This window comes from Ruegeria sp. G2 (assembly GCF_056533505.1).
Window position 1 is genome coordinate 123,724 of record NZ_JBQFON010000006.1, and the last position, 25,170, is coordinate 148,893.

The following is a 25,170-nucleotide window of genomic DNA, read 5'->3' on the forward strand; positions in this document are numbered from 1 at the left end:
CCATCAGCGCTTGCCGTAGTACAACCCAACCACATGCTCTGCTTGCGCAAAGAACAACCAGCGTGAAACCGCGACGCCGGTCAGATGTGACATGACAGCAAACAAAGCCAGGATGTGTTTCAGGACAACGCCATCTGCTGGAAGGATAAGCAGCAGGATCGGCAACACGAAGGCCAGCGCGAAAGAGATGGCCCGCAGCTTTTGCGCGTGTTTGCGCCCGACCACATGTACGAATTCCCGCAGCAGATAGTTTGTACCGGTATGTGGCGGCTCGAACGCACGCACCGTGCCACGATTGCCAAGGCCGGTTGCGGTGCCCAGATCGGTACCAGCGTTTTGAAACGCATTGTCGCCCATGACCCAGTAAATCAGTTGCACAATGGCGGCGACGACCAGCAGCGTGGGTGCAGTACTTTCCGCACCAGCCAGCAACGCGCCGCCGGCAAGGCTGAAAGTGATGAACATCGCTGGGGTCGCCCACATATTCCAGCGCGGGATGGTTTTGAGCTGGGTGTAAATCATCGAGGTCGTGAAGACCGTTGCGAGACTAAGGATGGAGCCGACAACCCCGAGAAGCGTCCATTGCTGCCCAAGGAATATCACGCCGATGGCATAAAGCCCCATCACCGACAAAGCTGCAACGGCGCAGACGCCTTCTCGGCTGAGCCAACTTGTTTTCCACTGGCTAAAGGCTTTCCATGCCCTTTCCGGGTGGCCGAGGTGGAAAGTGGAGGCCAGCAGCCCACCGACGGCCAGCGCAAAGCTGATAGCGAAAAACACGAAAGCGGTGATGCCCGAGACATCGGGTATGCCGAGCCCCAGGAAGAACAGCAATCCAAAGCCGAGGCCGGACAGGGTGGTAAAGATGATAACGGAAGGGGCCGGGTGCATCAGAGCTTCTCCAGGGTCTTGTCGAGCCAGCCGAGGAAGCCCTTGGGTTCTTCGGCGACCGGGGCCAGCAGAGGGGCCAGAATGTCGATCTGCTCCTCAATCTTGTCCTTGGGTCGGGGTGGCAGATATTTATTGACGGGTTTGGTGCCCATTTCGGGCATCAGGTCCATACCGTCGCGTTCGGCGACCAGCTTGCTAACATCGCTGTCGGGATCCCCGAGGTCTCCAAAATGACGCGCGCCCGCCGGGCAAGTGCGCACGCAAGAGGGTACACGATCCACTTCGGGCAGGTTCTCGTTGTAGATCCGATCGACGCAAAGGGTGCATTTCTTCATCACGCCTTCGGCTTGATCCAATTCGCGTGCACCATAGGGGCATGACCAGGCGCAAAGGCCACAGCCGATACAGTCGCTTTCGTTAACGAGAACGATACCGTCCTCAGCCCGCTTATAGCTGGCGCCAGTAGGGCAGACCGTGACGCAGGGCGCGTCTTCGCAATGCAGGCACGATTTGGGGAAGTGGATCAGTTGGGCGTGCCCTTCCGCTGGCTGCACCTCGTAGGAATGTACGCGGTTGAGGAAAGTACCCGAGGGGTTTGCGCCATACGCATCCTGATCGGAAAGAGGTGCGCCATAATTTTCGGTGTTCCAGCCTTTGCAAGAGATCACACAGGCATGGCATCCGACGCAGGTGTCCAAATCGATGACAAGACCCATTTTGCGGTCGGTAGATGTGGGGAGTCGGGTCATTTTCCTACCTTCCACGCCAGGTTTTTGGGGCCGGTGCCAACCGGGGATTTAATCGGATCGAACTCGGGTTGGCTCTCGGAGTCGCTTGGAGCGGCGGCTTTTTCGATCTTTACCTTCAGATCGAACCACGCAGCCTGACCGGTGATCGGATCAGAGTTTGCCCAGCGCAGACCGTCACCCTTCGGTGGCAGCAACTCGTGGATCAAGTGGTTGAGCAGAAAGCCCTTTGTGGCCTCAGGCGCATCTTCCTGAAGTGCCCAAGCGCCTTTGCGCTTCCCGATGGCGTTCCAAGTCCACACGGTATTGTCATTCAGTGCTGCCATTTCCATGACCGGCACGGTGATCTCACCATGCGGAGAGCTGACTTTAGCCCAGTCGCCGTCTTCCAGCCCATGTTCACGCATAAGCTTGGTCGGGACGTAAAGTGGGTTACGCCCGTGCAATTGCCGCAGCCATGCGTTTTGGGTGCCCCAGCTGTGGTACATCGCCATGGGGCGCTGCGTCAGGGCGTTGACGGTGAAGCCTTCATTGCCGGTCTGGTCGGTCTCGTACCAGATCGGTAGCGGGTCCATCGTGTCTTTAATGCGCTGGCGCAGGTGTTCGGGTGGTTGCCGTTCGCCATGACCTTCGGCTGCCAGCTGGAACTTTCGCATGGGTTCGGAATAGAGCTGGAACAGATAAGGCTGCGGGCTGTCATATATGCCCATGCCAACAGCCCAATCCTGATAGGCATTGTTCCACGGCTTATAGTAGTCGGCACCGTCGGGTATATGCGCGATATAGAAACCACCGTTTTCGATATAGCGGTCCAACTGGTCCGGGTTGACCTCACCACGGCCTTCCTTGTCGCCGTTTTCGCCCCGGAAACCGGCCAAAGGCCCGATGCCAGGTTTGCGCTCGTGATTCACAATGTAGTCGGCGTAATCCGTCCACTTGGCGCTGCCGTCCTCGTTGGTAAAGCCAGGCAGGCCCATGCGATTGGCGAGATCAATCAAAACCGACTGGAAGCCGCGCACATCGCGATCGGGTTCGATCACGGGCCAGCGGATCGCATCTGCGGCGGCCTCGGCTTCGCAGATCGGGCGGTCCAGCAGCGAGATACAGTCGTGGCGTTCCAGATAGGTGGTGTCGGGCAGGATCAGGTCAGCGTAAGCCACCATTTCCGAGCTGTAGGCGTCGGAATAGATGATATGCGGGATCACGTATTCGCCGTTCTCATCCTTGTCTGTCAGCATCTCCATGACACCTTTGGTGTTCATGGTCGAATTCCAGGACATGTTGGCCATATACATGAACAGCGTGTCGATCTTGTAGGGATCGCCCGCATGGGCGTTCGAGATCACCATATGCATCAGCCCGTGGCTGGACATCGGGTTTTCCCATGTAAACGCTTTGTCGATCCGCGCTGGGCTGCCGTCTTCTTTAAGCGCGAGATGCTCGGGGCCGCGGACAAATCCCAGATGCGGCCCGTCCAGGGGTGTATTCGGCGTCACCTTACAATGCGGGGTCGGATGCGCTTCGACCGGCTTGGGGTAGGGTGGCTTGAAGCGGAAACCGCCGGGGACTTCGACGGTCCCAAGCAGGATCTGCAACACATGCAGGGCGCGGCAGGTCTGGAAGCCGTTCGCGTGGGCCGAGACGCCGCGCATCGAGTGCATCGCGACGGGGCGACCGATCATCTTCGAGTGTTTCTCGCCCCGGAAATCGGTCCATTCATGGTCCAGTTCGAAGGCTTCATCAAAGGCCACGCGGGCCAGTTCGGCTGCGATCGCTCGAATACGGTTCGCTGGTACGCCGCATTTATCGGCGATTGCCTCGGGTGCGTATTCGTCTGCCAGATAGCGTTCGGCCATCTGGTGGAAAACCGGACGGTGCGTGACCCCATCTTTCTCGTAGGTTGCCGAGAGATCAGGCCGCACGCCCGGTTTGTCGAACGCTGTCAACTCGCCGGTTTTGCGATCAATGACCAGCGGTTTGCCGTCGTCGTCTTTCAGGAACAGACCTTTTTCCGGGCCTTCGGATGCGTTGATCAAGACCGGTGCGTTGGTGTAGCGACTGAGGTAATCCAAATCAATTTTACCAGCCTTCATCAGCACATGGATCAGCGACATGATGAACAGGCCGTCGGTTCCGGGTGTGATTCCAACCCAGTCATCTGCAACGGCGTTATAGCCACTGCGGATTGGGTTGACCCCGATCACACGCGCGCCGCGGGCCTTGATTTTGCCGATGCCCATCTTGATGGGGTTTGAGTCGTGGTCTTCTGCAACACCAAACAGCATGAACAGCTTGGTGTGATCCCAGTCGGGCTGACCAAACTCCCAAAATGCACCGCCCATCGTGTAGATGCCACCGGCTGCCATGTTCACCGAGCAGAACCCGCCGTGCGCCGCGTAGTTGCAGGTACCGAAGTTTTGCGCCCAGAAGCTGGTGAAGCTCTGGCTTTGGTCGCGGCCCGTGAAAAAGGCCAGTTTCTCGGGATTGTCTTCGCGGATCGGTTTTAGCCAACCGACAGCGATCTCCAGCGCCTCATCCCAGCTGATTTCCTCGAACTCACCCGAACCGCGCGGCCCTACCCGTTTCAGTGGTGCGCGCAGCCGCGACGGTGCGTTCACCTGCATGATCCCTGCGCTGCCTTTGGCGCAAAGCACCCCTTTGTTCACCGGATGATCCCGGTTGCCTTCAATATAGGCGACCTTTCCATCCTTCATGTGCACGTTGATACCGCAGCGGCAGGCGCACATGTAGCAGGTGGTGCGGCGAATCTCATCTGACACAGGCGGGGATAGGTTGAGGTTTGGTTGTTGGTTCACGTTATCTCTCTCCCTGTGGCGAATCGCCTTGGTGCCTGCGCGTGTTGGACGCTCTGGGGCGTAGGAACGCGGGGCTTAACCACTCAGAGGAAGAGAGCGCGAAAGCCTCTTCCTCTGCTTTTGTTTGACGGACCGGTTGAACCCGGTCCGGACTTTGATTTTACAGCGATCAAACCTGCTGTGGTCGCATGTCGGCCGCGTCGATTCCGGCAACTTCAACTGGCTTCTTCATCGCATCACGGCGGAAGGGTTCACCCAGTTCCTGGTTGATCATTGCTTCGATCAGTGTGGTGATGCCGTTCTTCTGGTCTTCGACCGCCTGGCTCAGCGCAGCGGTTAACTCGTCCTGAGTGCGTGCGATGACGCCTTTCAGGCCGCACGCATTGGCGATGCCAGCATAAGACACTTTGGTGTCCAGCTCTGTGCCGACGAAGTTGTCATCGAACCACAGGGTTGAGTTACGCTTTTCCGCACCCCACTGATAGTTGCGGAACACAACCTGCGTGATGGCGGGCCATTCTTCGCGGCCGATGGCGGTCAGTTCGGTAACTGCGATGCCGAAGGCACCATCACCCGAGAAACCGACAACAGGTACATCAGGGCAGCCGATCTTGGCGCCGATGACCGAAGGCAGACCATAGCCACAGGGGCCGAACAGGCCGGGGGCCAGATATTTGCGGCCTTCTTCGAATGAAGGGTAGGCGTTGCCGATGGCGCAGTTGTTGCCGATGTCGGACGAGATGATCGCCTCTTTTGGCAGAGCGGACTGGATTGCGCGCCATGCTTTACGGGGGCTCAGCCAATCCGGCTTGGCAGCACGGGCACGTTCGTTCCAGGTGGTGCCCGGATCGTCCTGCTCGTGATCCATCGAGGTCAGTTCTTGTGCCCAACGCGATTTGGTTTCTGCGATCTTCGCTTTGCGCGCATCACGACCTTCGTCACCGGCTGTATCAGACAGCTGATTCAGAATGTTGGTGGCAACAGTTGCCGCATCGCCCACGATACCAACCGAGACCTTCTTGGTCAGGCCGATACGGTCAGGGTTGATGTCGACCTGAATGATCTTCGCGTCTACCGGCCAGTACTCCATGCCGTAACCCGGCAGGGTCGAGAACGGGTTCAGGCGGGTGCCGAGGCACAGAACAACGTCTGCTTCCTTGATCAACTGCATACCGGCTTTCGAGCCGTTATAGCCCAGCGGGCCAGCGAAAAGCGGGTGCGAGCCGGGGAAGGCGTCGTTGTGCTGGTAACCAACGCAAACCGGAGCGTCCAGACGCTCGGCCAGTGCTTTCGACGCTTCGATGCCACCATTCGACAGAACCGTGCCTGCACCGTTCAGGATGACAGGGTTCTTTGCGTTCGACAGCAGCGCGGCAGCTTCGGACACAGCCGTTGCGCCACCCGAAGGCAGCTCGAATTCAACAACAGCAGGCAGATCGATGTCGATGACCTGAGTGAAGAAGTCGCGCGGGACGTTTATCTGCGCAGGGGCCGACGCGCGTTTGGCGTTCATGATGACGCGGCTCAGCACTTCGGCCATACGGCTTGGGTCGCGCACTTCTTCCTGATAGCAAACGCAGTCGGCGAACATGCGCATCTGCTCCATCTCCTGGAAACCGCCCTGACCCATGGTCTTGTTGGCGGCCTGCGGGGTGACCAGCAGCAGCGGGGTGTGGTTCCAGTAAGCAGTCTTAACAGCGGTGACAAAGTTGGTGATGCCGGGGCCGTTCTGGGCGATCATCATCGACATTTTGCCGGTCGCGCGGGTGTAGCCATCAGCCATCATTCCGCCCGAACCTTCGTGCGCGCAATCCCAAAAAGTGATACCAGCTTTCTCAAAAATGTCAGAAATTGGCATCATCGCAGAACCGATGATTCCGAACGCATGTTCGATGCCATGCATCTGCAGGGTTTTTACAAAGGCTTCTTCGGTGGTCATCTTCATCTGCGTAATCTCCGATCATAGATGGCGGGACCGGGGTTAGGGACCCGGTTTTCTGGTCGGTTTTGGCGTACGGGTGTCTGTGGCGTTAGGGCCAGAACTGGTGGTGACTTAGGTCCAGTACGCCTCAAGACTGACGAATAGTCTCAGCGATTTGCTGGATGCCGGGTCCGATGCGCGCTGACGAAATTGCGGAATACCCCAATCGATAGTAGTTCTGCGGTCGGTTCGGGCCGGAAAAGAATGGCTCGCCCGGTTCAATGTGGACGCTTTGACGCTGCAGATCGCTTGCCAGTTTCGTCGTGTCGATACGTTCTGGTGCCTGCATCCAGATCGAAGAGCCGCCAAGCATGCCGCGACCTGCCACTGTCAGGCCATACTGCTTGATCGCTTCTTCAATTGCTTCTCGTCGGCGTTGCAGTGTTTTGGACATACGCCTGATCTGCGCGTCGTAGTGACCGAGCGACAGAAAATAGGCTGCTGTGCGCTGCATGTGGCCAGGAGGGTGGCGCAACACGAGTGACCGGAGTGCCCGGGCTTCGCGGATAAAGGGCTCGGAACCGACCATGTAGCCCAGACGAAGCCCCGGAAACAGAGATTTTGAGAAGCTGCCTACATAGATCACCCGCCCGTCCCGATCCATCGATCGCAGCGCTGGCGACGGTGCACCCAGAAATGACATCTCGAACTCATAGTCATCCTCGACAATCATTGCGTCCAATTCCCGGGCGCGGCTCAACAGGGCATTGCGGCGATCAACCGGCATCGTTGCGGTGGTAGGGCACTGGTGGCTGGGAGTGGTGAAAATTACGTCAGTATCATCCGGTATCGTATCTGGGAGCAAACCCTCACGATCAACCTTCAGATAGGATAGCTGGCAGTCTGAGTGGATCAGAAGATCACGCAAGGCGTAATAGCAGGGATCCTCAATCGCGGCTCTTCGATTTCGGTTAAGCAAAATGCGCGAGGCCAGCCAAAGTGCGTTCTGAGCACCCAGAGTGATCAGGATTTCCTCGGGCCGAGCCACGATGCCTCTGCGTGGCAGAGTGTGTCTTGCAATGAATTCAAGTAGCAGAGGATCATCCTGGTCGACATAGTCCCCGGTCAATGAATGGAAATCTTTGTGTCCAAGCGCCCTTACTGCACAGAGGCGCCAGTTTGCGTGGTCGAACAGTTTTCTGTCGACCTGACCATAGATGAACGGATAGCGGTAGTCGCGCCAGTTGCTGGGCTTGGTTAATACATCGCCATCCGAAAAACGGCGGGCAAAGGCACGGTCCCAGTCTACATTCTCGTTGTCACGCCGAACCGGGGCGTAGGTTGGCGGCACCGGAGCGTTTTCCGACACATAGTATCCCGACCGGCCTTTAGCGGTCAGATAATCGTTTGCCAGAAGCTCAGTGTAAGCAAGTGTAACGGTAATCCGGCTGACACCCAGATGAGCCGCAAGTTTGCGGGACGAGGGCAGTTTCTCACCAACATGAAAGCGCCCTGAAAGAATGCCTTCGGCGATCAGCTGCTGAAGCTGCGCCTGCAACGTGCCTTGCCCGTTGCGCTCAAGAAAGAACGTGTCGACCGAAATGCCCATGGCGTCGTTATAGGCTGGACTTAAGGTGGAAGCAATCTGGACTTATGGCCGTTCGCATCTGTTTGGTTGATGTTGGTTGGTTATTGAACTATATAACTAGAAATCTAGTTATATGGAGAAAGCTTATGTGGGAAGAAGCCGCTGCCGGTTTCTCGGCCATGGGGTCCGAAGCCCGGCTGAAAGTTCTGAAAACGTTGGTGCGTGCCGGCGAGACCGGGCTGACTGTCGGAGAAATCCAGTCTCGCACGGGCATCGCGCCGTCGACATTGGCGCATCATCTGCGGTTTCTCGCTGCTGGTGGTGTTGTTGAACAAGAAAAGATCGGGCGCACTACAATCAATCGGGCGTGCTTTGATGAGTTGAGAAATCTCGCACAGTTCATCCTCAGCGAGTGCTGTGCAGATGAGGTGGAAAAGGCCGCGAACGATGGCTGAGTTGACCCAAAACCCCAAACCCTCGGCGAGAAATCTGGTCAGTCTGATCAAAACGCCGTGGGCGCTGATCGTGGTCATCCTGGTGCTGGTGGCCGTTCTTGACCCAAGCAACTGGGCCGAAATCGTGACATTTGCCGGTAAGGCACTTGCGCATACAGGGCAATACATCCTGTTTGCCGTTTTGCTGCTGTCCTACCTCAAGGCAACCGGAGCTGAAGTGATGGTAGCCCACGCGTTTGAAGGGCGTGAGACGCGGATGATTTTTCTTGCAGCTTTGTTTGGCGGACTGGCGCCCTTTTGTTCCTGCGAAGTCATCCCGTTCATCGCGGGATTGCTGGCCCTGGGTGCGCCCTTGTCGGCAGTCATGGCATTCTGGCTCAGTTCCCCGCTTATCGACCCGCCGACATTGCTTATCACAGTTGGTGCGTTGGGCTGGCCGTTTGCGATCGGCAAAGCCGTAGCCGCCGTTGCCTTGGGGCTGTTCGGTGGATTCGCCGTACGCGCCCTGATGAGAGGTGGTGCCTTCGCACAGCCGTTGCGCGAATACAATCCAACGGGATGCTGTGGATGCGGACCAAAGAAGGATGACAAGCCCGTATGGCAGTTCTGGAAGGAGCCTGAACGCCGCACGCGTTTTCGGGCTGAGTTTGTCCACAACGGTTTATTCCTGCTGAAATGGCTGGCCTTTGCTTACGTGCTCGAAGCACTGCTGGTCAGCTATGTTCCAGCGGACCTGATTGCCAGAGTCGTCGGCGGTGAAGGGGTTGTTCCAATCGTTGTCGCAGCATTGGTCGGAATGCCGGCCTATCTGAACTCTTACGTCGCGCCACCGCTGCTGGCAGGCCTTATGGAACAGGGTATGAGCGCAGGTGCAGCGATGTCATTCATGGTGGCTGGAGCCGTCAGCTCAATCCCCGCAATGGCGGCGGTGTGGTCGCTGGTCAAACCTCGCGTATTCGCAACCTATCTGGGGCTGGGCATCAGCGGGGCCATCATCGCAGGCATCGCATTCCAGATGATCTGAATGAAAAACCGCCCGGTGCAGACACCGGGCGGTTTTGCTTTACTAACCTGCTTCGCAATACCGCGGCAGCTTGAACCTGTATCGCGGCTCACCGCTCGCCACGTACACACGTTTTTCGATGCAGGCCTCAGTGCCCACTGAACGCGCAATAGGGCTTTCTGTAGACGTAATCGAAGTTGCCGAACCATCAGGCAGGCGCACCGATGCAATAACCCCGTTTTTGAGGTCTCCATTGATCGGCGTTGCTGACAAAACGGCAACGGTTAAAAACGCTTCGTGCTCGTGCTTGCCGTCGTCATTCAGCAACAATAAGCCTGCAACGATGGCAATCATTGCGATGGCGCCGGTGATCGCCAACCACCAGGATTTCAGGAACACATAAATCGATACGGCGCGGTGCGGTCCAAAAACTGCTGACAGAATGCTAAGCATCAGTTTCCCTTGGGAATGTGACCCCGATTATTGGGTATCGGGGCCGTTAGCGTCTCAGGGGCGCAGATCGTCTTCGTCTTCTTCGTCGCCGCCACCTTTGGGCAGGTTGAAGAAGCTATCGGCATCAACGATTGGCTCATCGTCTTCTTTGTCTTCAGGCTCGTCGGACAGCGAGAACGTCTCTAGGCCTTCAATCGCGGTCGGGATCTTTGGTGCAGAATCCATTTCCAGAGATTGCTCGGTCGACACCAGCTTGCGACGCTCATCATCGCTCATAACGCCGCCTTCAGCAGCTTTCTTGGCCGCAGCCTTCTGCACGATGGCATCCAGTTCGGACTGTTTGCACAGGCCCAGAGCAACCGGATCGATCGGCTGCATGTTCGAGATGTTCCAGTGCGTCCGCTCGCGGATCGACTGGATGGTCGGCTTGGTGGTGCCAACCAGCTTGGCGATCTGACCATCGCTGAGTTCCGGGTGGAACTTGACTAGCCACAGGATCGAGTTCGGACGGTCCTGCCGCTTGGAGAGCGGTGTGTAGCGCGGGCCGCGGCGTTTTTCTTCGCCTGAAGCCGCCGGGTTGAACTTGAGTTTCAGCTTGTGCAGCGGATTGTTCTGCGCGGTATCAATCTCTTCCTGAGTGAGCTGGTTGTTGGCAATCGGGTCAAATCCTTTGACACCTGCAGCCACATCACCATCCGCGATGCCCTGCACTTCCAACTCGTGCATCCCTACGAAATCCGCGATCTGCTTGAAGCTGATCGTGGTGTTGTCCACCAGCCATACGGCGGTTGCCTTGGCCATAAGCGGTTTTGCCATCAGCCCGTCTCCTATAAATACATCTGTCCCGTCGCCGGAATGCGGCGGCCCCGAGGCTTTGGGGCAGGTTTCCGTTGTCGGGGAACTTGGGGCCTATATAGTCGCGACAGCTAAAGAAGGGAAGAGGCGAATGCGCCAAGGTATTCTGGGGCTGGTATTGTGGTTCTTCAGCGCGATGGCAGCGCTGGCCGATGGCGAGCAAGCGGGAGAATTCGACTACTATGTCCTGTCGCTCAGCTGGTCACCCAACTGGTGCGCCCGCGAGGGGGATGCGCGAGGATCGGATCAGTGCGATGCCCGGCACGATCACGGATGGATCCTGCACGGGCTATGGCCGCAATATCACCAAGGCTGGCCCTCTTACTGCCGCACGGTCGAGATTCCGCCTTCACGCCGTATGACGCGGGAAATGGAGGACATTCAGGGCTCGTCCGGGCTGGTATGGCATCAATGGAAAAAGCACGGAACCTGCTCGGGTTTGAGTGCGCCAGACTATTTTGCGCTGTCACGAATGGCCTATGAAGGCGTCACGCGACCCGACGTGTTTCGTAAACTCGATGCGTCGGTCAAATTGCCTGCTTCGGTGGTGGAAGAAGCATTTCTCAAGGCCAACGCCAATCTGGAACCAGACATGATCACGATCACCTGCAAGCAGGGATATATCGAAGAGGTCCGCCTGTGCCTGTCCCGCGATCTCAAGCACGTTCCATGTGGCCGGGATGTTATCCGCGACTGCACTGCTAAAGACGCCGTGTTTGATCCGATTCGTTAAAGCTTTTTGTTCTGGCAATCGCGCGCATATTCCAGCGCTTTGGCCGTGCCTTTTAGATCAATTGCCATGACAGTCTGACCCTCTGGGTTGTAAACGGTCATGGTCTTGTTCTGCGCAATCGAGGTGACGAAGCTCCGGTCGGTAAAGAACACCGTCGCGCCGGGCACGCGATCCTGTTTGAACCCGATGGCGGTGGCATCAAAGCTCTTGCCGTCCAGATCAAACCGGATCGGATAGCTCTGCCCTGGTTTGATGTCGCCCCAAGCCTTGTTGTAAACGGTGAAATACCCACGATTGTCCAGCGCGTCATAGCCCAGCCGCACCACCGAGAGATCCTGATAGATCGTCTGGATCAGGCACCCGTTTCCGAGGTTGGGGTCCATCATGATGTTCCAGCCTTCGACAAAGCCCTTGTCGATGAGTTCCTGCGACAGGGCGGCGGTGGCGCTGAAGGCGGCCAGGGTCAAGGCAAAAAGTCGGGACATCAGATCATTCCAAATCGTAAGTGATACTGACCCTTAGTAACCGCAAACCATTCTCTTCCAAAGAGAATTCGAGAGATTCAAACTGCAGGGTGGTTCATCCTTTTATTTTACCAGTTGATTAATTAACTATGTGGTTTATTAATGGGATTATGACTGACGACAAAAAATTGGATTTTGCATTTGCCGCTCTTGCGCACCCTGCGCGCCGCGCCATGCTGGCGCGATTGGCACAAGGAGAAGCAACAGTAAAAGAACTGGCCGAGCCGTTCGATGTAAGCATGCCGGCAATCTCTAAACATCTTCGTGTTTTGGAAGAGGCCGGGCTGATTGAGCGTTCAAGAAACGCTCAATTCCGACCCTGCAGACTAAACCCGGAGCCTTTGGAATCGATTGCAAACTGGACTGACCAATATCGTCATATTTGGGAGGTTCGGTTTGAAGCGATGGAAAAACTACTTAGCGAAATAAAGGATTTGAATGATGAGTGACTCAGAAAACTGGGTGCGAATTGTGCAGGAATTCCAGGCTCCGGCGAACCGGGTCTGGCGTATGTGGACCGATCCGGCGCTTTTTCAGAAATGGTATGGGCCCAAAGGGTTCTCAGTTCCAACTGCAGAGATCGATTTGCGTGTCGGAGGTATACGAAAGGTCTGTATGGAAATGAAAACGCCGGATACCACCATGAGGATGTGGTTTACTGGCGTATATAAAGAAATCTCAGAACCGTCCCGGTTGGTCTATACCGAGAGCATGTGTGACGAGGATGGAAATATTATTTCGCCAAAAGATATGGGGATGCCCGAGGGAAGCCCAGACATAACCGAGGTGATTATTGATCTTCTCGAACAGGATGGTAGGACACGCATGACCATGGTCCATCGGGGTGTGCCTGCCGGAAGTGCAGGCGAAGGCGGATGGAAGCAAGCATTCGAGAAGCTGGATGCTGTTCTCAAGGAAAGGTGATGCTTCGCCTTGGTCTGACGGTCTAAAGTTCCTTCCTTGCCCTAAGCGCTGCTGTGATCGTCCCATCGTCCAAGTAATCCAACTCGCCTCCAATCGGGACGCCCTGCGCTAGGGACGTCAGGCGGACCTGTCCATCGAGTTGGTCGGCGATGTAATGTGCGGTCGTTTGGCCATCAACGGTGGCGTTTAGGGCGAGGATGATCTCGGTGATACCCTCAGCCAGAACCCGATCCTTTAGCCGTGGGATACGCAATTCATCCGGGCCAACGCCATCTAGTGCTGACAATGTGCCGCCCAAAACATGGTAGCGACCCTTGAAAACCCCGGCGCGCTCCATCGCCCAGAGGTCGGCGACGTCTTCTACGACGCACAGTTCCCCGGTTGCACGGTCTTCGCTATTGCAGATGTCGCAGATATCGGTTGTGCCCACATTGCCGCAGTTTAGGCATTCACGGGCAGTGACAGCCACCTGCTGCATGGCATCTGAAAGCGGCGTTAGAAGCAGGGCGCGTTTGCGGATGAGGTGCAGGACGGCGCGTCGGGCCGAGCGAGGGCCGAGGCCGGGCAGCTTGGCCATAAGGTCGATCAGATTGTCGATGTCGCTGTTCGAACTCACCGCGAAGCTCCTGCAAAGAGGCCGGGTAAGTAAGCCCCGGCCATTGATCCGTCAGGAGGGTGTATCAGAACGGCAGCTTGATGTCTGCGGGCAGACCCATGCTTTCGGTCAGCTTGGCCATTTCAGCCTGCGAGCGCTCCTGCGCCTTGGTCTGGGCGTCCTTGATCGCAGCGAGGATGAGATCCTCGACCACTTCCTTGTCATCGCCGTTGAAGATCGACGGGTCAATATCCAGACCTTTCAACTCACCCTTGGCGGTTGCGGTGGCTTTAACCAGGCCGGCGCCCGATTCACCGACAACCATCAGGTTGTTCAGCTCTTCCTGCATCTCGGTCATCTTGGTCTGCAAGTCCTGTGCAGATTTCATCATTTTGGCCATGTCACCCAGGCCGCCGAGTCCTTTAAGCATCGGTAATCTCCTGTCACTCGATTTGAGGCCTAGATACGAAGCGTAACCGCGCGACACAAGAGGTCAGGACACTCCCGCCCGTCGTCAAGACCTTTGACAAGACCTTTCCTCCCGTTTGGCCCGGGCAGGATCGTCGGCGTCAGCCGAGGAGCCGCGGCGGGAACGGGAGCACTTGGCTGGATTGAGGAGATCGCTTACAGGATCAGTCTTCCTCGAACGGATCCCATTCGTCATCTACTTCGGGCAGGGCTTCAGTTTCGACCTGAGCAGCGCGTTGCTCGGCTGTTTCGATGCTTTTGATCCGCGCTTTCGGGAAATGACTCAGAACCGCTTGCACCAGTGGATGCTTTTCCGCTTCGGCTTTGAGAGCCAGATCAGCAGCATCCCGAACTTCCGCAATTGTCGGAGCGTCGCCTTCTGAGACAATCGATACTGCCCAACGGTTACCCGTCCAGCGTTGCAGCGATGCACCCAACCGTTGAGACAGATCGGTCGGGGCATTGTCGGCCGGGGTAAATTCGATCCGTCCCGGTTGGTACGACACGAGGCGTACCCCGTTTTCGACCTCGACCAACAGTTTCACATCCCGGTTGGTACGGATTAATTCAACCACATGTTCAAAAGTGGGATACCGCGCTAGTGCTGCCTGTACGTCCTGAGCCAGAGCTGCACTCGATCCGCCTGCATTCCCACCGATGGCCGAAGAGGTATAGGCCGGTCGGGCAGAGGCCTGTGGCGCAGCGCTCGCCTGGCCTGGCACTCCGATACCCGAACCCGGCCCGGGATTGGGGGGGGGAGGTGCATCCTTTAAGCGCTTGATCAGTTCTTCCGGACTTGGCAAGTCGGCCACATGGGTCAGGCGGATCACAGCCATTTCTGCGGCCATCATGGCGTTGGGTGCAGCCGAGACCTCTTCCAGAGCTTTCAGCAGCATTTGCCACATGCGGGTCAGAACACGCATTGGCAGCGCTTCGGCCATGTGTTGGCCTCGGGCGCGCTCGTCAGGCGAAACGGTTGGATCTTCGGCGGCATCAGGGGTGATTTTGACCACCGAAACCCAATGGGTGATTTCAGCCAGATCGCGGAGCACTGCCAGAGGATCAGCACCTTCTGCATATTGTCCGCTAAGTTCGGTCAAAGCACTGGCCGCATCACCGCGCAGGATCATGTCCATCAGGTCCAGCACTCGACCCCGATCCGCCAGCCCAAGCATAGCGCGCACCTGATCTGCGCTGGTTTCACCTGCACCGTGCGAAATCGCCTGATCCAACAGCGAGGTTGAGTCACGGGCAGATCCTTCGGCGGCTCGGGTGATTAGCGCCAATGCGTCATCGGCGATCTGCGCTTTCTCGGATTCAGCGATCTTGCGCAACAGGCCGATCATATCTTCGGGTTCGATCCGCCTCAGATCGAAACGTTGGCACCGCGACAAAACCGTGACCGGGACCTTGCGGATCTCGGTCGTGGCGAAGATGAATTTCACATGCTCGGGTGGTTCCTCAAGCGTCTTGAGCAGCGCGTTGAAAGCGCTGGTCGAGAGCATGTGGACCTCGTCGATAATGTAAATCTTGTAGCGTGCGCTGGCGGCACGGTAGCGGACACTGTCGATGATTTCACGGATGTCGTTCACACCAGTCCGGCTGGCGGCGTCCATCTCCATCACATCAACGTGGCGGCCTTCCATGATGGCGACGCAATGCTCGCACTGACCGCAGGGTTCGGTGGTGGGTTTACCTTCGCCATCAGGCCCGATGCAATTCATCCCCTTCGCGATGATCCGGGCTGTGGTTGTTTTACCGGTGCCACGGATGCCGGTCATGATAAAGGCCTGGGCGATCCGGTCCGCCTCGAACGCGTTTTTCAGTGTGCGTACCATCGCGTCCTGACCGACCAGATCGGCAAAGGTTTCAGGACGGTATTTGCGGGCAAGAACCTGGTAGGCGGGGCTTGGCGTATCGGTCATGTCTGCTCTGTCGGATTCGAGTTACGCCGCAGCGTAGAGGCCCCCGCTGCCCGCGTCCACAGCAAGCCGCGAGGATTTTCATTTTGGATTGCCGTCCGACGCGGTTAATATCGTACAGTCTAAGACCAGCCAGAAAGATTTTCTGATCAGCGTTTCGGGGGGAGCGTAGAATGGCTCAGATTGTTATCCATGCACTTCAAGTGGGCGGGGGCTCGCTTGCGTTAACCTCAATGCCAGGGCGAGGAGGAGACTATTCCGGTGATCTTGATGCGGTTACCGGATGGAAGCCCGGCCTTATTCTGTCAATGACCACCGAGGTCGAGATGATCCTTGATGGCGCCAGGGATTTTGGGGCCGATGTTCGCAGCCGCGCTTGTCGCTGGGTTCATCTGCCAGTCGAGGATTACGGTATACCCTGCAACGACATTGATATGCGCTGGGCGGATGCCAGCGAGTCTGCTCGCCACGCATTGTCGGGTGGAGGCCGAGTACTAATCCACTGCAAAGGCGGATGTGGCCGCTCTGGTATGGCTGTATTGCGCTTGATGGTCGAGTGTGGAGAGCACCCGGACGAGGCATTGAAAAGGTTGCGAGCCTTACGCCCATGTGCAGTTGAAACCGACGCGCAGCTGCGCTGGGCGACTGCGCCTGCCAGTGTCCTGGTAGCCGAATAGCGATCAGGCCGACGGACGGTATTCAGCCTGCGCCCGAGTGTTTCCGCTCAGGGCTAACACTTCCAGCATTGCGCACGGCGGTCGGGACAAGGTGCCTGCAGGGATGGGGCGCGAGTCCGTGCCAAACATCAGGTCTGCATAGCTGTCCAGATGGTCGATCGCGACGTCTGAATCGGCATCACAGAACACTCGGGTTTCTTCCGGACCGGAGCGAAATCGGGCGGTGCATCCACTGGCGCAATGAGTCAGATCGCAGCTTCCTTCGATTCCGAATCCTGCGGTGGTCGTGGGGCCAGCTTTTCCAACCGAAGTGGCCAGTGCCCGTGCCATTCGTGCCAAAGCGGGGCAGTTTTTCCCGGTCCGTTGGCAAATTGTTGCCGAGAATTTATGCGTGTTGGTCTTCCAGATCATTCATGCGCCCTCCGCGCAGGGCAGGGGCATCAATCAGGAGGGACAGCATGCATGCGGTCTTGCCCTGCCCGGACACCCCGCCCGAGTTTCAGTTTCGTTTTGATGGCAGGTCTCCTGACTTGCGGGTCATTGCTTTGCCGACCTTCCCGGCCTTCAAGGCCAGTGGCATTTCGACATCGCTCTCCGCTTACAGTTGCGGGGGCAGTCTCGGACTGGGTTCGTTCCGGGTTTATCCGGGCAGAACCGCACCGTGTTCCCTTTTCATCCCGGCCCGGTTGGGCGCGAGAACCATCACGTCATCGCTAGCGGTACAATCGTTCGGGTGTCAAGAAGATTGATCATGGCATGTGACGCACGGTCCAGCCACGTCAACCTTGACTCGGCGCGCCTTGGGTGAACTGATCGGTTCAGTTGATTTCAGAGGGCACCATGTTGGACATACAGCAAGCGGTTGTCACCGAGGACATTCAGTTTCAGTCCGGCCCGGCAATACTGTCGGCACGGCTCTATCACCCAGTCGCAAAACCGGACAAAGTTGTTGTGATCAACGGCGCAACCGGTGTGCCCAGAGATTACTACCAACATTTCGCAAGTTGGCTTGCAGAAGCGCACGGCATGGCCTGCCTGACTTATGACTACAGGGATTTTGGTCACTCTCTGACAGGCTCACAAAAGCAATCGCGTGTCACCATGGCGGATTGGGCGCTGATCGACATTCCGGCTGCGCGGACCGAAATGCGGCGGAGGTTTCCACAGGCCAAGCTTTGGAGTATCGGGCATTCTTTGGGCGGGATGTTTGGTCCGGTCCAACCCGATTTCGATCAGATCGACAGGATGATATGTGTCTGTTCCGGCCTGGTAACGCTGAGGGATCATCCTTGGCCTTACCGCGCTTTGGCGACGTTGTTCTGGTACGGTCATGCGCCCCTGGCGGTACATGCGCTCGGGTATTTGCCTGGAAAGGCTTTGGGTTTTGGAACAAATCTGCCTTCCCAAGTTTACTGGCAATGGCGCAAATGGTGCACAGCGCCTCAAAGCTATGTACCCGAAATCGGAAACACCTTGCCGGCAAACCGCTGGGCCGACATGGGCAAGCAAGTTGACATATTCGCCTTTGAGGATGATCAGGTTGTGCCCCCCGAGGCGGTTTGGCGGCTTGCCGATCTCTATGGTTCTGGCGCGCGGCGCCATTCGCTTTCGGCAAATGAATTCGGGTTATCTGAAGTCGGCCATATCGGCGCGTTTGCCCGGCGAAACGCTGCCGTCTGGCCCCGGTTGATCGCCTGAACTGCTGGGCACCGGTAACCGGTGCCCAGAATGGTCAAAGTCCCTTGCGGGATTTTTTCTCGTGCATCACGCTGCGCACCATTTTTCCAAACGCTTTATCGCGTGCGCGTGCCTGTGCCACCGAAGCCGAATTGTGCTGATCTTCGCGACGCAGCTTGCGCCATCGGTCCAGCCGTGCGGGATCAAGTGCACCGGATTCGATTGAAGCCTGTATCGCACAGCCGGGCTCGGTGTCGTGCTGACAATCAGAGAATCGACAGTTCAGGCTCAGGTCCGAGATGTCCGAGAACACCTCGTCCACACCCTCTTGCGCGTCCAGCAGGCGCAACGCACGCATACCGGGTGTATCGATCAACCAACCTCCGTTGCTCATTCGATTTAACGCACGTGCTGTTGTTGTGTGCCTGCCACGCGCATCATCTTCGCGAATGCCTGCGGTGGCTTGATCCTGTCCAGTCATCCCGTTGGCGAGTGTCGTCTTGCCAACGCCAGACGATCCGACCAGGGCGCTGGTCTGTCCCTTCGGGCACCACGACAGGACCTGTTCGATATCGGACTGATCCAAGGCATTTACGGCCAAAACTGTCAGAAACGGGGCCAGTGACTGGGCCTGTTCGACATAAGCAATTGCGTTGTCGCAGGTGTCCGACTTGGTCAGAACGATCACCGGATAGCTGCCTGCCTGATGGGCCAGCGCAAGATAGCGCTCTTGTCGGGGCAGGTTGAAGTCGGCATTGCAGGAACTGACGATGAACAGCACATCCACATTGGCCGCGATCAACTGTGCTGCGGCGTCTGTGCCCGCGGCCCGGCGCTGCAGCAGGCTGCGCCGTTCCAGAACACTGCGAATGCGTTTGTTTTCATCGGTCAGCACCCAATCTCCGACCGCAAAAGCACCAGTCGATTGGTCTGGGGAGAGTAGGGGAGTCTCGCCTTCTGGACTCAACCCGATCAACCGATCCCGGTGAACGGCTGCGATGCGAAAGGGGAGAAGAGACGGCTCAGCCGCATGCTGAGCTGCAAAGTGAGAGGACCATCCGAGGTCCGATAAGGAAAGTGACATGTGTCTGCCTGTGATCAGAAACAACAATCCTGTCGAATGGCGAACGCGCATTCGCAGGTGAGGTATTCAGGCAGTCAGCTGGATAAAAGAATCAGAACCGGTCTGCCCGAAGGGTCATTGCTACAATCATAAACGCCCTCCTACGGCTAATGGGTTCAAAGTGAGAGGTTGGACATCGACCCAAGCGGGGCTCGTTGTGGCTGCTTCCTTCCGGACCTGACCAGGTTGGCGAGGCGCTCGCCCGCGCCAACCTCTCGAACATCGATATAGGCCTCCGGCTGTAAAATGGCAACCCGTCAGAAGGTCAGATGAATACGCATAAACCCATCGGTATCACGGGGCAGTATCTGGGGATCATAATCCGCCAATTCTTCCAGGTATTTGTCCGCGCCGGGACCGGTGGTCAGAATTGCTCCGCGGCTTTGGGTCGGCACAAAAGAAAACGGCTGAGGAGCTTGTTCCAATGGGTCTACGGGCGATCTTCCCGCGATGTAATCGCACAGGATTTCGTGAATGCGCAGCGACGGCAGGTTGATCTGATCTGCTTGAAAGTCGATAGGAAAATGACCGCCCCCGCTGGCGCGATAATTGTTGAGTGCAACAACAAACTTTTGATTGGCGGCGACAGGCAGCCCTTGAAATGTAAGATCGCGAACGCGGCTATGGCCGGGATCTGTGATCCGTCCCGTTGCATCGAAACGAGCGGGTTGAGACAGGTCGAACCGGCAGGTCACGCCATGCAGTACATCAAAATAATACCCCGCCCGCAGAGGATCGATGAGGTTGACTGGATCATTCAGCGAAAGCTGATTGAACAGCCCGGCGGACATCTCAAGCCAATCACGAACCTGTTCTCCGGTGATCAAAGTGGCACGCAACTCGTTTGGAAACACGCACAGATCAGCCACATTGCGTACCGAGATACTTCCCGCCGGGACATCGGTATAAAACCGAGTTCCTGCGCGGCCTCCGAATTTGGTCGGGGCGGCGGCTGACAGGACGGGATGGTCTGCCCATTCGGTATTCAATAGGTACGGCCGAAGCGCTGCAGCTTGAGCGGTTGCGATAAGCGCCAACCCACGATCAGGGGTGCAGAACGAAAAATAGCTGTGTAATGGGTGTGGGACATTGCCGACGGGCTTGGCCGCGCGGGCGCGTGTTGCTGTGTGGCCTTGGGCAAACAACTGCGCCAACTCGGGACAATCGGTCACCGGCGATTTTGCTTGATTGACTGCGCGTAATTCGGCTTCGCTCTTGATGATGTGCCAGCCGTCAAAATCTCGACCCAGAGTCAAATCAATGAGGCCGAGGTGTGAGCCTGCCCAACCCGGCATCACCACCGGTTTGCCATTTACAAGTCCGCGATTGCTGTCGACATGTTTCAAACCGACATGCGCCGCGCCCGGCAGAGTCAGGTGTGTATGGCCAGCAACGATTGCATCAATGCCTGTCAGGGCCGCAAGCGGAATAACGGCATTTTCCAGTTCTGGCTGTGCCTCTGCCGAACCGAGGCCTGAATGAGCCAGCGCGACGACCAAATCGCATCCATCTTTGCGCAGTTCTGCTGCTATACGTTGTGCTGCGGTTAGGATATCGGCAATTTGCACGTCATCCCGCAGCATATGCGCCTCCCACCGGGCGGTCTGAGGTGGCAGGACAGAAAGAACACCTATGCTAATAGGAACATCTTCTCCACCGATACTGATTGTGCGCTGCAGAATTGCTTGGGACACCCAGCCCTGTTTGGGAGTGTTGCTTTTCATGTTGCTGCAAACAACCGGACACTCGAACTGACCTGCGATGCGATTGATGAACTTTAGTCCAAATCCAAAATCGTGGTTGCCCAATCCGACTGCATCATACCCCAGGATATTGAACGCCTTGGGCAAAGGGTGTTGGGCTGGCATGGCTTCGGCCGCCCAGTCGCCAAACGGGGTACCTTGCAGGCTATCGCCATTGTCGAATAGCAAAACCAGCGCCCCGTTGCGTTCCGCCTGTTCTTGGGCGACCCGGATCATGCTTGCGGTGCGGGCGAGGCCGACATCAGGATCGGGGTGATCGGCATAATAGTCGTATGACGTCATGTGCATATGAAGATCAGAGGTCGCCAGGATCCGAAGGTGCGCGCGACCTTTGAAATCTCGATTTTGAGGCGGGAAAACTTCGGCTTTCAATATTTTTACTTCTGGATGATTGTGTAACGCAAACTTCACTATGAGTTGTATTTAGTGCAAATTCCGAGGCATTGCTGCGGTCTTTCGACGGCGTAAGAAATATTGATCTGTGAATACCCCGTTGCACCGGTGGTCAAGACATGGCAGCCCTTTGCGCAAATACAGGAATGACAGGCATGAAACGCGCAGAACAGGTAACTTTTGGCGGCTCTGGGCTGGACCGGGCAGGATTGCTGCGAGGCGATGCGGACAAATTGGCGCAGGCCCATGCTGACCCATCAGCGACATGTGTTCTGCTGTGGCGCGGCAAAATTTTGGCTAAGGGTGACGCTGTGGATCAGTTGGCGCTGCTTCCCATGTCCCACGATATTCTCAAAAATGGTCCAGGTGGTGTGATCGAGGTGCCCGTCCTGCTCGGGTGTATGGACGACGGATCGCCTCTGTTTGCCTTGGATATATCTGATTGGGCGGCCGAGGGGCTCGACCTCTCTGCTGTCGGGAAGTTTGTGGATGGTAGCGAACAACAACACCCCGACTTGCCCAAAGGGCATGTGTTTGTCGAGCTACGCCGGATCATGGCACGGCTGAATCCACGTGATGCAGAGTTGGCAGCAACCGCCAAGGCGGTGATCGGCTGGCATGAAACGCATCAGTTTTGCGCCCAGTGCGGTGCACATAGTGAGATGGTTCAAGCTGGATGGCAGCGCAGCTGCCCTTCCTGTGGCGGGCAGCATTTCCCGCGCACAGATCCGGTTGTTATCATGCTGATAACACATGGAAATTCGGTTCTGATGGGCCGTTCCCCCGGCTGGCCCGAGGGGATGTATTCACTTTTGGCGGGCTTCGTTGAACCCGGCGAAACGCTCGAAGCCGCGGTACGGCGCGAGGTGATGGAAGAAGCCGGAGTACCTGTGGGCGAGGTGCGCTATCTATCCAGCCAGCCTTGGCCCTTTCCTGCATCCCTGATGTTTGGCTGTGCAGGCGAAGCCCTTTCGCGCGATATTCAGATCGACCCGGTTGAAATCGAAGATGCGATGTGGGTCACCCGGACCGAGATGATGCGGGCCTTTGCCGGGGACCACCCCAAGCTCCTGCCAGCCCGAAAGGGCGCGATTGCACATTTTTTGTTGCAACACTGGCTTGCAGACACACTGGACTGACGAGAAACTGAACTCAATCAAGGGCAGAGAAATACAAACATGCAGTTTTCAGCGCAGGAAGATATCGAAGTTCCGATTGATACGGTCTTCACCATGATTTCTGATTTCGAGCGCTTTGAACGCATGGCCTTGCGGCGCGGGATTGAAGTGAGGAGAATCGCCGATTCTGCGGTGCCACAGACCGGAACCGCATGGGAGACCGAGTTCAAGATACGCGGTAAACCACGTCAGATTGCCATAGAGATGACGGAATATGACAGCCCGTCTCTGATGCGCTTTCAATCCAGTAGTAAGGGAATGAACGGTGATACGGTTGTCGAGCTTTTGGCACTGTCTCAACGTCGGACACGTTTGCGGATTGAGACATCGCTGGGCGCTAAAACCCTTCCCGCACGGCTATTGCTACAGTCTTTGAAGCTCGGGCAATCCAGGTTCCGCCGACAGTTTCATACGCGGCTCAGCGAATTTGCGCGGGACATGGAAGAACGGCACCTGCATGGTGCCTGAATATGAGGGAGTAGATGAGTAGATTGGATCAACCGATCATCCGCGAAGCTGTTGAGGCTGACGCTGATGGAATTGCCAAGGTGCTGACCGAGCTCGTGGCTGCCGGTAAGCGAAGCAAAGACAGCAACGCTGCTTTTGCTTTGGGGCATTACATCAGCGATCCCGAACGTATTCGGTGTAGTGTTGCTGTCACGCCAAACGGAGAAATTTTGGGATTCCAATCGCTGAAACTTGCCACCGAAAACAACCCCTATGAGGTTACGGTCGGCTGGGGCATCATCGGCACACATATTCGGCCGTCTGCTGTGCGACGCGGTGTGGGGCGGGCACTATTTGAAACGACGCTTGAGGCCGCTCGGCATAAGGGTTTACCTGCTATCGACGCGACGATTGGGGCTGCCAATCTCGAGGGGCTTGGGTACTATGAAGCCATGGGATTTCGAGAATATCGCCGGATGGAAGGTGCAGTATGCAAGATCTTTCATGTTCCCAAAGTCTGAGCCTGGAAACACCCAAACGATAAGCCCGCCCTAAAACATGTCGCAGATCATCTTTCTTCACGGTGCATCCAGCAGTGGGAAAACGACACTGGCACGGGCATTGCAAATGGCGGCAGAGGTTCCATTCTGGCACATCTCGATTGATCATCTTCGGGATTCTGGCGTGCTGCCCATACGGCGCTTTCAAAGCAGAGAATTCGATTGGTCGATCGAGCGTGGCAAGTTCTTTGACGGTTTCCATGCGTCTTTGGCGGCCTATGCAAATGCTGGAAACAACCTGATCATCGAACACATTCTGGATACGCCTGAATGGGCAGAAATGCTAAAGCGGCATTTGGCAGGTCATGATGTATTGTTTGTGGCTGTGCATTGCCCCACCGATATCCTAATCGAAAGAGAAATGGCGCGCGGTGACCGCGAACAAGGCAGCGCAGTGAATGACCAACAGGTCGTTCACATAGGCAGAGTCTATGATCTGGAAGTCAATTCGATGGATGACATCGATGGGAATGTCGATCTCATCCTCGATGCATGGCGCAATGGGATGCGGAGCTCTGAGTTTGCCCTGCAGGAGGAGTAGCGACAGCGAAATGTTACCCGCGGGGCTGCGCCGCCGGGTAGACGCCAAGCACCTCAACATTGGTGGTGAAATGCTCCAGTTCATCCATCGCCAATTTTACATTCCGATCATCCGGGTGGCCCACGATATCCGCATAGAACTGCGTCGCAGTGAAGGAGCCGTCGACCATGTAGCTTTCCAGCTTGGTCATGTTGATGCCATTGGTGGCAAATCCACCCATTGCCTTGTATAGCGCGGCCGGAATGTTACGGACCTGAAAGACGAAACTGGTGATCATCCCATGTTCGCCACGACGCGAATCGTCTACCTCTCGCGACATCACTAGAAATCGAGTCGTATTATCTCCCTGATCTTCAATATGTCGCGCCAATACGTTGAGGCCGTAGATTTCCCCTGCCAGTTCACTGGCCAAAGCTGCGGAATGCTTGTTACCGGCCTCAGCAACTTCTCGCGCGGCGCGGGCATTGTCAGGGCTGACCCGTCCGCGAATTCCGTGCTCTCGCAGAAATCCTGCGCATTGTGGCAGCAAAACAAGGTGGGAATGCGCTTCGGTGATGTCTTCCAGCTTGGCCCCGGGTACGGAAAGCAAATTGATATGCACCCTCACAAATGCCTCATCGATAATATGCAGCCCGCTATGGGGAAGCAGGCGGTGGATATCCGCGACGCGGCCATATGTGGTGTTTTCAACCGGCAACATTGCCAGATCAGCTTCGCCCGAACGCACCGATTCGATCACATCTTCGAATGTGCGGCAGGGCAGTGCGTCCATATCCGGGCGCGCGTTGCGGCAAGCCTCGTGGCTATAGGCGCCGGGTTCTCCCTGAAATGCGATGCGATTGGTCATTTGGTCGTTTCCGTGCAACAAGTTCTTGAATTGGGCGTTTAGTCGCGGTGTCTATACCTTGCCTCTTGTC

General features: G+C 56.7%; 26 protein-coding genes, 1 other RNA gene and 1 riboswitch. Of the genes, 11 read left to right on the plus strand and 16 right to left on the minus strand.

The genetic code is table 11. The features are described from left to right. Positions 1-3: 3 nt before the first annotated feature. From ACR0DU_RS12735 to pdxR, 5 genes are all read right to left on the minus strand, one after another. A complete protein-coding gene (locus ACR0DU_RS12735) occupies positions 4-891 on the minus strand; it encodes a dimethyl sulfoxide reductase anchor subunit family protein (protein ID WP_480875039.1) in 888 nt (295 codons plus the stop codon). Further along, entirely contained in the window at positions 891-1,640 is a 750-nt protein-coding gene (locus ACR0DU_RS12740; RefSeq protein WP_010440887.1) for a 4Fe-4S dicluster domain-containing protein, read from the minus strand. Before ACR0DU_RS12740 ends, ACR0DU_RS12735 begins: the two co-directional genes overlap by 1 nt. Beyond that, the gene (locus ACR0DU_RS12745; RefSeq protein ID WP_480875042.1) at positions 1,637-4,453 is read right to left on the minus strand and encodes a molybdopterin oxidoreductase family protein; all 2,817 of its coding nucleotides are present in this window, start codon (positions 4,451-4,453) and stop codon (positions 1,637-1,639) included. Before ACR0DU_RS12745 ends, ACR0DU_RS12740 begins: the two co-directional genes overlap by 4 nt. Before the next feature lie 169 nt (positions 4,454-4,622). Next, positions 4,623-6,398, minus strand: coding sequence for a sulfoacetaldehyde acetyltransferase (gene xsc / locus ACR0DU_RS12750; protein WP_480875045.1), 1,776 nt, complete (start codon positions 6,396-6,398; stop codon positions 4,623-4,625). 124 nt (positions 6,399-6,522) lie between these two features. Then, positions 6,523-7,983, minus strand: coding sequence for a MocR-like pyridoxine biosynthesis transcription factor PdxR (pdxR, locus tag ACR0DU_RS12755; protein WP_170476169.1), 1,461 nt, complete (start codon positions 7,981-7,983; stop codon positions 6,523-6,525). A gap of 125 nt (positions 7,984-8,108) precedes the next feature. Between pdxR and ACR0DU_RS12760 the strand changes: the two genes are divergently transcribed. Together ACR0DU_RS12760 and ACR0DU_RS12765 are read left to right on the plus strand one after the other, a co-directional pair. After that, on the plus strand, positions 8,109-8,417 hold the full coding sequence (locus ACR0DU_RS12760; protein ID WP_170476167.1) for an ArsR/SmtB family transcription factor: 309 nt from the start codon (positions 8,109-8,111) through the stop codon (positions 8,415-8,417). After that, the gene (locus ACR0DU_RS12765; RefSeq protein ID WP_480875048.1) at positions 8,410-9,441 is read left to right on the plus strand and encodes a permease; all 1,032 of its coding nucleotides are present in this window, start codon (positions 8,410-8,412) and stop codon (positions 9,439-9,441) included. Before ACR0DU_RS12760 ends, ACR0DU_RS12765 begins: the two co-directional genes overlap by 8 nt. Positions 9,442-9,483: 42 nt before the next feature. Here the strand turns inward: ACR0DU_RS12765 and ACR0DU_RS12770 are convergent, their stop codons facing one another. Both ACR0DU_RS12770 and ACR0DU_RS12775 read right to left on the minus strand, forming a co-directional pair. Further along, complete coding sequence (locus tag ACR0DU_RS12770) at positions 9,484-9,873, minus strand: hypothetical protein (protein WP_319545389.1); 390 nt, start codon at positions 9,871-9,873, stop codon at positions 9,484-9,486. Positions 9,874-9,927: 54 nt separating this feature from the next. Then, positions 9,928-10,689: a DUF1013 domain-containing protein gene (locus tag ACR0DU_RS12775; RefSeq protein ID WP_170476161.1), complete on the minus strand. Its 762-nt coding sequence runs from the start codon at positions 10,687-10,689 to the stop codon at positions 9,928-9,930. A 130-nt stretch (positions 10,690-10,819) separates the two neighbouring features. Here ACR0DU_RS12775 and ACR0DU_RS12780 point away from each other — a divergent pair, with 130 nt between their 5' ends. Continuing rightward, the gene (locus ACR0DU_RS12780; RefSeq protein ID WP_480875052.1) at positions 10,820-11,461 is read left to right on the plus strand and encodes a ribonuclease T2 family protein; all 642 of its coding nucleotides are present in this window, start codon (positions 10,820-10,822) and stop codon (positions 11,459-11,461) included. On the opposite strand, the gene ACR0DU_RS12785 is transcribed toward ACR0DU_RS12780, so the two are convergent. Continuing rightward, a complete protein-coding gene (locus tag ACR0DU_RS12785) occupies positions 11,458-11,946 on the minus strand; it encodes a hypothetical protein (protein ID WP_170545130.1) in 489 nt (162 codons plus the stop codon). The genes ACR0DU_RS12780 and ACR0DU_RS12785 overlap by 4 nt on opposite strands. 149 nt (positions 11,947-12,095) lie before the next feature. Between ACR0DU_RS12785 and ACR0DU_RS12790 the strand changes: the two genes are divergently transcribed. Then, entirely contained in the window at positions 12,096-12,434 is a 339-nt protein-coding gene (locus ACR0DU_RS12790; protein ID WP_260023239.1) for an ArsR/SmtB family transcription factor, read from the plus strand. Then, positions 12,427-12,909: an SRPBCC family protein gene (locus ACR0DU_RS12795; protein ID WP_319545386.1), complete on the plus strand. Its 483-nt coding sequence runs from the start codon at positions 12,427-12,429 to the stop codon at positions 12,907-12,909. Before ACR0DU_RS12790 ends, ACR0DU_RS12795 begins: the two co-directional genes overlap by 8 nt. 22 nt (positions 12,910-12,931) lie before the next feature. On the opposite strand, the gene recR is transcribed toward ACR0DU_RS12795, so the two are convergent. The 3 genes from recR to ACR0DU_RS12810 form a co-directional block, all read right to left on the minus strand. Next, entirely contained in the window at positions 12,932-13,525 is a 594-nt protein-coding gene (gene recR, locus ACR0DU_RS12800; protein WP_480875056.1) for a recombination mediator RecR, read from the minus strand. Positions 13,526-13,589: 64 nt separating this feature from the next. Then, entirely contained in the window at positions 13,590-13,934 is a 345-nt protein-coding gene (locus ACR0DU_RS12805) for a YbaB/EbfC family nucleoid-associated protein (RefSeq protein WP_039539825.1), read from the minus strand. A gap of 202 nt (positions 13,935-14,136) precedes the next feature. Continuing rightward, a complete protein-coding gene (locus ACR0DU_RS12810) occupies positions 14,137-15,897 on the minus strand; it encodes a DNA polymerase III subunit gamma/tau (protein WP_480875059.1) in 1,761 nt (586 codons plus the stop codon). A gap of 170 nt (positions 15,898-16,067) precedes the next feature. On the opposite strand from ACR0DU_RS12810, the gene ACR0DU_RS12815 reads away from it, so the two are divergent. Then, positions 16,068-16,571, plus strand: a complete 504-nt coding sequence (locus ACR0DU_RS12815; protein ID WP_010440915.1) for a protein-tyrosine phosphatase family protein — start codon at positions 16,068-16,070, stop codon at positions 16,569-16,571. Positions 16,572-16,574: 3 nt separating this feature from the next. Here ACR0DU_RS12815 and ACR0DU_RS12820 read toward each other — a convergent pair whose 3' ends face one another. Beyond that, positions 16,575-16,982 (minus strand): hypothetical protein, encoded by a 408-nt coding sequence (locus ACR0DU_RS12820; RefSeq protein ID WP_480875062.1) that lies wholly within the window; start codon positions 16,980-16,982, stop codon positions 16,575-16,577. Positions 16,983-17,069: 87 nt separating this feature from the next. Further along, positions 17,070-17,290: riboswitch (cobalamin riboswitch) on the minus strand. A 121-nt stretch (positions 17,291-17,411) separates the two neighbouring features. On the opposite strand from ACR0DU_RS12820, the gene ACR0DU_RS12825 reads away from it, so the two are divergent. Beyond that, positions 17,412-18,269 (plus strand): alpha/beta hydrolase family protein, encoded by an 858-nt coding sequence (locus ACR0DU_RS12825; RefSeq protein WP_480875065.1) that lies wholly within the window; start codon positions 17,412-17,414, stop codon positions 18,267-18,269. A 34-nt stretch (positions 18,270-18,303) separates the two neighbouring features. On the opposite strand, the gene rsgA is transcribed toward ACR0DU_RS12825, so the two are convergent. The 3 genes from rsgA to ACR0DU_RS12840 all read right to left on the minus strand — a co-directional run bounded on the left by rsgA (position 18,304) and on the right by ACR0DU_RS12840 (position 21,545). Then, positions 18,304-19,332, minus strand: coding sequence for a ribosome small subunit-dependent GTPase A (rsgA, locus tag ACR0DU_RS12830; RefSeq protein ID WP_480875067.1), 1,029 nt, complete (start codon positions 19,330-19,332; stop codon positions 18,304-18,306). Positions 19,333-19,490: 158 nt separating this feature from the next. Beyond that, positions 19,491-19,589: signal recognition particle sRNA small type (gene ffs, locus ACR0DU_RS12835), an RNA gene on the minus strand. Positions 19,590-19,628: 39 nt separating this feature from the next. Beyond that, positions 19,629-21,545 carry a bifunctional 2',3'-cyclic-nucleotide 2'-phosphodiesterase/3'-nucleotidase gene (locus ACR0DU_RS12840; RefSeq protein WP_480875069.1) on the minus strand — a complete coding sequence of 639 codons (1,917 nt, stop codon included), beginning with the start codon at positions 21,543-21,545 and terminating at the stop codon, positions 19,629-19,631. A gap of 137 nt (positions 21,546-21,682) precedes the next feature. Between ACR0DU_RS12840 and nudC the strand changes: the two genes are divergently transcribed. The 4 genes from nudC to ACR0DU_RS12860 are packed head-to-tail and all read left to right on the plus strand — an operon-like array spanning position 21,683 to position 24,253. Next, positions 21,683-22,666: an NAD(+) diphosphatase gene (nudC, locus tag ACR0DU_RS12845; protein WP_480875071.1), complete on the plus strand. Its 984-nt coding sequence runs from the start codon at positions 21,683-21,685 to the stop codon at positions 22,664-22,666. A 39-nt stretch (positions 22,667-22,705) separates the two neighbouring features. Continuing rightward, positions 22,706-23,173: an SRPBCC family protein gene (locus tag ACR0DU_RS12850; protein WP_010440928.1), complete on the plus strand. Its 468-nt coding sequence runs from the start codon at positions 22,706-22,708 to the stop codon at positions 23,171-23,173. A 14-nt stretch (positions 23,174-23,187) separates the two neighbouring features. After that, a complete protein-coding gene (locus ACR0DU_RS12855) occupies positions 23,188-23,673 on the plus strand; it encodes an N-acetyltransferase family protein (protein WP_480875072.1) in 486 nt (161 codons plus the stop codon). A gap of 37 nt (positions 23,674-23,710) precedes the next feature. Then, positions 23,711-24,253: a chloramphenicol phosphotransferase CPT family protein gene (locus tag ACR0DU_RS12860; RefSeq protein ID WP_480875073.1), complete on the plus strand. Its 543-nt coding sequence runs from the start codon at positions 23,711-23,713 to the stop codon at positions 24,251-24,253. A 13-nt stretch (positions 24,254-24,266) separates the two neighbouring features. Here the strand turns inward: ACR0DU_RS12860 and ACR0DU_RS12865 are convergent, their stop codons facing one another. After that, positions 24,267-25,100 (minus strand): prephenate dehydratase, encoded by an 834-nt coding sequence (locus ACR0DU_RS12865; RefSeq protein WP_170476131.1) that lies wholly within the window; start codon positions 25,098-25,100, stop codon positions 24,267-24,269. Positions 25,101-25,170: the final 70 nt, after the last annotated feature.

What these genes read in the sequence shown, in the direction of transcription:
- ACR0DU_RS12780 (WP_480875052.1), top strand. Translation starts at nt 10,820, where the DNA reads ATGCGCCAAGGTATTCTGGGGCTGGTATTGTGGTTCTTCAGCGCGATG.
- pdxR (WP_170476169.1), bottom strand. Translation starts at nt 7,983, where the DNA reads ATGGGCATTTCGGTCGACACGTTCTTTCTTGAGCGCAACGGGCAAGGC.
- ACR0DU_RS12795 (WP_319545386.1), top strand. Translation starts at nt 12,427, where the DNA reads ATGAGTGACTCAGAAAACTGGGTGCGAATTGTGCAGGAATTCCAGGCT.
- ACR0DU_RS12820 (WP_480875062.1), bottom strand. Translation starts at nt 16,982, where the DNA reads ATGATCTGGAAGACCAACACGCATAAATTCTCGGCAACAATTTGCCAA.
- ACR0DU_RS12735 (WP_480875039.1), bottom strand. Translation starts at nt 891, where the DNA reads ATGCACCCGGCCCCTTCCGTTATCATCTTTACCACCCTGTCCGGCCTC.
- ACR0DU_RS12865 (WP_170476131.1), bottom strand. Translation starts at nt 25,100, where the DNA reads ATGACCAATCGCATCGCATTTCAGGGAGAACCCGGCGCCTATAGCCAC.
- ACR0DU_RS12860 (WP_480875073.1), top strand. Translation starts at nt 23,711, where the DNA reads ATGTCGCAGATCATCTTTCTTCACGGTGCATCCAGCAGTGGGAAAACG.
- ACR0DU_RS12825 (WP_480875065.1), top strand. Translation starts at nt 17,412, where the DNA reads ATGTTGGACATACAGCAAGCGGTTGTCACCGAGGACATTCAGTTTCAG.
- ACR0DU_RS12810 (WP_480875059.1), bottom strand. Translation starts at nt 15,897, where the DNA reads ATGACCGATACGCCAAGCCCCGCCTACCAGGTTCTTGCCCGCAAATAC.
- xsc (WP_480875045.1), bottom strand. Translation starts at nt 6,398, where the DNA reads ATGAAGATGACCACCGAAGAAGCCTTTGTAAAAACCCTGCAGATGCAT.
- ACR0DU_RS12790 (WP_260023239.1), top strand. Translation starts at nt 12,096, where the DNA reads ATGACTGACGACAAAAAATTGGATTTTGCATTTGCCGCTCTTGCGCAC.
- ACR0DU_RS12770 (WP_319545389.1), bottom strand. Translation starts at nt 9,873, where the DNA reads ATGCTTAGCATTCTGTCAGCAGTTTTTGGACCGCACCGCGCCGTATCG.
- rsgA (WP_480875067.1), bottom strand. Translation starts at nt 19,332, where the DNA reads ATGTCACTTTCCTTATCGGACCTCGGATGGTCCTCTCACTTTGCAGCT.
- ACR0DU_RS12855 (WP_480875072.1), top strand. Translation starts at nt 23,188, where the DNA reads ATGAGTAGATTGGATCAACCGATCATCCGCGAAGCTGTTGAGGCTGAC.
- ACR0DU_RS12850 (WP_010440928.1), top strand. Translation starts at nt 22,706, where the DNA reads ATGCAGTTTTCAGCGCAGGAAGATATCGAAGTTCCGATTGATACGGTC.
- ACR0DU_RS12775 (WP_170476161.1), bottom strand. Translation starts at nt 10,689, where the DNA reads ATGGCAAAACCGCTTATGGCCAAGGCAACCGCCGTATGGCTGGTGGAC.
- ACR0DU_RS12815 (WP_010440915.1), top strand. Translation starts at nt 16,068, where the DNA reads ATGGCTCAGATTGTTATCCATGCACTTCAAGTGGGCGGGGGCTCGCTT.
- ACR0DU_RS12760 (WP_170476167.1), top strand. Translation starts at nt 8,109, where the DNA reads ATGTGGGAAGAAGCCGCTGCCGGTTTCTCGGCCATGGGGTCCGAAGCC.
- ACR0DU_RS12765 (WP_480875048.1), top strand. Translation starts at nt 8,410, where the DNA reads ATGGCTGAGTTGACCCAAAACCCCAAACCCTCGGCGAGAAATCTGGTC.
- nudC (WP_480875071.1), top strand. Translation starts at nt 21,683, where the DNA reads ATGAAACGCGCAGAACAGGTAACTTTTGGCGGCTCTGGGCTGGACCGG.
- ACR0DU_RS12740 (WP_010440887.1), bottom strand. Translation starts at nt 1,640, where the DNA reads ATGACCCGACTCCCCACATCTACCGACCGCAAAATGGGTCTTGTCATC.
- ACR0DU_RS12805 (WP_039539825.1), bottom strand. Translation starts at nt 13,934, where the DNA reads ATGCTTAAAGGACTCGGCGGCCTGGGTGACATGGCCAAAATGATGAAA.
- ACR0DU_RS12785 (WP_170545130.1), bottom strand. Translation starts at nt 11,946, where the DNA reads ATGTCCCGACTTTTTGCCTTGACCCTGGCCGCCTTCAGCGCCACCGCC.